Annotated in this window: 3 protein-coding genes; 1 reads left to right on the forward strand and 2 read right to left on the reverse strand. The window is 72.1% G+C overall.

Annotated features, from left to right (window positions below; all coding sequences use genetic code 11):
- Positions 1 to 59 precede the first annotated feature (59 nt).
- Positions 60 to 845 carry an SDR family oxidoreductase gene (locus ACFV0Q_RS40185; RefSeq protein WP_385012880.1) on the reverse strand — a complete coding sequence of 262 codons (786 nt, stop codon included), beginning with the start codon at positions 843 to 845 and terminating at the stop codon, positions 60 to 62.
- A gap of 99 nt (positions 846 to 944) precedes the next feature.
- Between ACFV0Q_RS40185 and ACFV0Q_RS40190 the strand changes: the two genes are divergently transcribed.
- Positions 945 to 1,463 (forward strand): winged helix-turn-helix transcriptional regulator, encoded by a 519-nt coding sequence (locus ACFV0Q_RS40190; RefSeq protein WP_385012882.1) that lies wholly within the window; start codon positions 945 to 947, stop codon positions 1,461 to 1,463.
- Positions 1,464 to 1,702: 239 nt separating this feature from the next.
- On the opposite strand, the gene ACFV0Q_RS40195 is transcribed toward ACFV0Q_RS40190, so the two are convergent.
- Positions 1,703 to 2,671, reverse strand: a complete 969-nt coding sequence (locus tag ACFV0Q_RS40195; RefSeq protein ID WP_385012883.1) for a hypothetical protein — start codon at positions 2,669 to 2,671, stop codon at positions 1,703 to 1,705.
- Between the last annotated feature and the right edge of the window lie 559 nt (positions 2,672 to 3,230).

Here is a 3,230-nt window from a genome sequence, read left to right on the forward strand (position 1 = left end):
GGGGGGTGGTGGGGGTTGGGGGGTGGTTGTCATGCATGACGTTCCTTGGGGTGGCGGGTTCAGACGGTGGGGGTGGTGCCGCCGTCGATGACGTGTTCGGCGCCGACGATGGCCGAGGCCCGGTCGGAGACGAGGAAGGCGACGAGCTCCGCGACTTCGTCGGGCCGGTTGGGGCGGCCGAGCGGGATGCCGCCCAGGGAGTCCATGAGGCGGCCCAGCGCCGCTTCCTGGGTGATGTCCGCTTCGTGCGCGATCCGGGCGACGAGATGGTCGGCGGCCGAGGTCTGGACGAAGCCGGGCGAGACGGTGTTGACGCGGACGCCGTGCGGGGCGACCTGGTTGGCCAGGCCCTTGCTGTAGGTCGTCAGGGCGGCTTTGGCCGCGGCGTAGGCCAGGGTGCCGTTCCACAGCGGCATGCGGCGCTGGATCGAGGTGACGTGCACGACGGCACCCTTGCCCGTGGCGATCATGTGCGGCAGGAGGGCGCGGTCCAGGCGGACGGCGGCCAGCAGGTTCGTGTTCAGCTCCCTGGCCCAGTCGTCCTCGCCGAGCGCCGCGAACCCTCCGGCCGGCGCCTGGGACCCGCCGAGGGTGTTGACCAGGATGTCGACCCCTCCCAGTCGGGCGTCCACCTCGGCAGCTACGTGGGCTGCGCCCTGGGCGGTGGACAGGTCGGCGGCGATGAAAGCCTTCTCCTCGACGCCGTCGGGGCGGCTTCGGGCGGTGACCAGCACGGTTGCACCGGCTTCGGCGAGACGTCGGGCGATGGCGGCCCCGGTGCCCTTGGTACCGCCGGTGACCAGGGCACGTCGACCTTCGAGGGATTCGCTGACGGATGTGCTCACGGGGTGCTCCGTTCCCGGGTGCGGGCGCGGAAAGCACCGCTCCCGTCATTACTGCTAAAATAGAAGCTACTAACTTCGACTTTAGCAGTAACTGAGGGGATGGTCGCCGTGGCAAGCCGGATCAGGCTGGAGGACCGGGAGTGCCCGCTGTCCACGACGGTGGAACACGTGGGCGAGTGGTGGACGCTGCTGATCCTCCACGACGCCTTCGACGGCTACACCCGCTTCGACCAGTTCCAGGAGAGCCTGCGCATCTCCTCCAGCATGCTCACCACCCGGCTGAAGACCCTCGTCGCGGACGGGCTCCTGGAGCGCCGGCCCTACCAGACCAACCCGGTACGCCACGAGTACGTCCTCACCGAACTCGGGCACTCCCTGCGACCGGTGATCGTCGCCCTGGCCGCCTGGGGCAACTCCCGCCTCACACCGGCCGAGCGCAGCATGATCCTCATCGACGCGCACAGCGGCGAGGAGGTCGAGCCCGTCGTCGTCGACGCCAAGACCGGCCGCCGACTCGACGACAGCAGCACCTACGTCTTCACCGCGGGCCCCGCAGCCAGCGACGCCATGCGCAACCGCTACACGACACGGCCGGCCATCCCCACGGAGGAGACCTAGGCTTCGCCGCCCGCTCCGCCGCACCCGCGCGGCCGAGTCGACCGTCGGGGTGACCCCGTACCCGTAGGCCGCCACGCCCGCGGCGGACTCGGCGGTCGGCGGCGGGGGATGCCGCTCTTGATCACGGGGACGTCGACCGTCGCTGCCGCGCGGTGATGGCGTGGTCCATCGACCGGCCGGCGCTCGCAGAAGCCGACATGCTCGCGGCCCGCCGACGCCCCGCTCACGGGCGAATCACGCTACGGACCGTGCGTCGCCAAGACGGTGGCCGGGCGGGCGGTGCGTGGAGGGAAGGCAAGCCCCGTCGGGGTGTTGAGGCCGGTGAAGTTCAGGGTGGTCTGCGTGCCGTCGGCGAGGCGGACGCGGAGGACGCGGTTGTTGAAGGCGTCGGCCACGAAGAGGTTGCCGCGCTGGTCGAGAGCGAGGCCGAGGGGGCTGCTCAGGCCGGTGACGGGCACGGTCGTCTGCGCGCCGGTGCCGGCAGCGATCTTCACCACCCGGTTGTTGCCGCTGTCGGAGACGTAGAGGTCTCCGGTGGTGCTCAGGGCCAGCCCGGTGGGCTGGGAGAGACCGGCGGTGGGCACGGTGATCTGGCCGCTGCCATCGGCGGGGACCTTCACGACGCGGTCGTTGACGAAGTCGGAGATGTAGCGGTCCCCGTCGGATTCCAGGGCCAGGCCCCAGGGGTGCAGCAGCCCGGAGGTGGGGACGGTGGTCTGGCCGCTGCCGTCGGCGGGCACCTTCACCACGCGGTCGTTGAAGCTGTCGGCGATGTAGAGACTGCCGGAGGCTTCGACGGCGAGGCCCAGCGGGCGCGAGAGGCCGTCGGTCGGGACTGTGGACTGCCCGCTCCCGTCCGGGGACGACCGCACCACCCGGTTGTTGCCGGTGTCGGATACGTAGAGGCGGCCCTCACGGTCCCAGGCCAGGCCCGTCGGACGTACCAGGCCGTCCAGGGAGAGGGTCGTCTGGTCGCCGCCGTCGGGCAGCGTGACCACGCGGTCGTTGCCGTAGTCGGACACGTACAGCGGCGGGCCGTTGTCCGGGCGTACGCCGTGGGGCTGGGCGGCGCCCACCGGTCCCGCGGGCAGCGCGCACAGGAGCAGAAGTCCCGCGAGGGCGGCGAGACGCCGGGTCAGCCGCCGCCGGGTCCGGCCGGAGGATGCCGGGGGCTCGTGTGCGTGCGACTCGGCCGTGATGCGATCCACGGTTCACCCACCTGTTCCGCAACGGCCGTTCGTATGCCGTCCCGGCCTGGTCACGCCGACCCTAGGCAGTGGCTGGGGGCCGGGCGGGAGCCACGCCACCGGCGGCCCCGCGGGCCACTCGAATGCCCTGCCGGTCGGCCGCCGGTCCCATGCAGCGGATCCTGGCTCCGGAGTCCCCATGCTCCGCGCACGACGATGCCGGGTCGATGGCACACCGGGCCAGGCGGATGCGGGCGTCGACGCGCGCACGTATCCACTTCGGATCCGGTGCGGACCGACCGGGCCGGGTCGCACGCAAGGGCCCGGCAGGGTGGCTGCTGCCGCGGCGCGCTTGGCCGGGAGCAGTTGCCGGCGGGTGGCGCCTTCCGAGACACGGTGCAGGTGGTAGCCGCCGGGCCTGCCCGCCTCGTCGGCGAGGTGCTTGGCTGCGCGTCCTCACCGGGAGGGCCGGTTCCTGGTGGGCTCGGCGGGCGGATACGCAAAAGCGCCCGGCCGGGGTGTTCCGGCCGGGCGTCTTCGTGCGTGCGTGCGTGTTTGTGCTGTGTCCGCTGGTGGCTCA

Origin of the sequence: Streptomyces sp. NPDC059564 (assembly GCF_042735575.1) — a bacterium.
Classification (GTDB): domain Bacteria; phylum Actinomycetota; class Actinomycetes; order Streptomycetales; family Streptomycetaceae; genus Streptomyces.